The organism is uncultured Escherichia sp. (genome assembly GCF_948475835.1).
Lineage (GTDB): Bacteria > Pseudomonadota > Gammaproteobacteria > Enterobacterales > Enterobacteriaceae > ECMA0423.
The window spans coordinates 1-511 of the sequence record NZ_CAOLGM010000264.1 but is presented as its reverse complement, the minus strand read 5'-3'; the positions used below and the strand labels follow the sequence as shown (position 1 = coordinate 511).

General features: G+C 51.1%; 1 pseudogene. It reads right to left on the bottom strand.

Annotation, left to right across the window (positions count from 1 at the left end):
• Positions 1-155: 155 nt before the first annotated feature.
• Positions 156-511 (bottom strand): annotated as a pseudogene (locus tag QZF50_RS23720) (transposase); the annotation flags it as partial.

Here is a 511-nt window from a genome sequence, read left to right as displayed (position 1 = left end):
AAAACGGTTCTGTGAAAGTGACACGAACCGATCTCCATCGATGTTACTCACCGATCTCCTTCACGGTAATACGCAACATTGATTGATACCGGGTATCGATGGTGATTTTTGGCTCCATTTCCCTCAAAATGAACGCAACTACCCCTCTGCGGCTCTCAGCCGCAATACTGCATTCGCGCCAGTGGCTCATGCATCATAACCAGCTCTGCCAGACGATAGCCCCGCTTCAGCCCCGTAAAGCGCATCTGACTTCCGCACAGCACACACTTCAGCGAGTCAACCTTCAGTAACCTCTGATACATCACTCTCCAGGTGATTTGCTTTGCCGTTTTTCTCACTGTCTCCGTTATGGCGTACACAACTTCTTCCAGTAACCGCCGCTTCACCGGTCACCGGATTCAGGAACCCGTAGTACCTCACCATACGGAACCCCTTATCCGCCACATGCCAGGAGAACCTTTCCATAAACTCATCACCACTCATCAACAGGTATTCTTCACGTCGTGTGCGG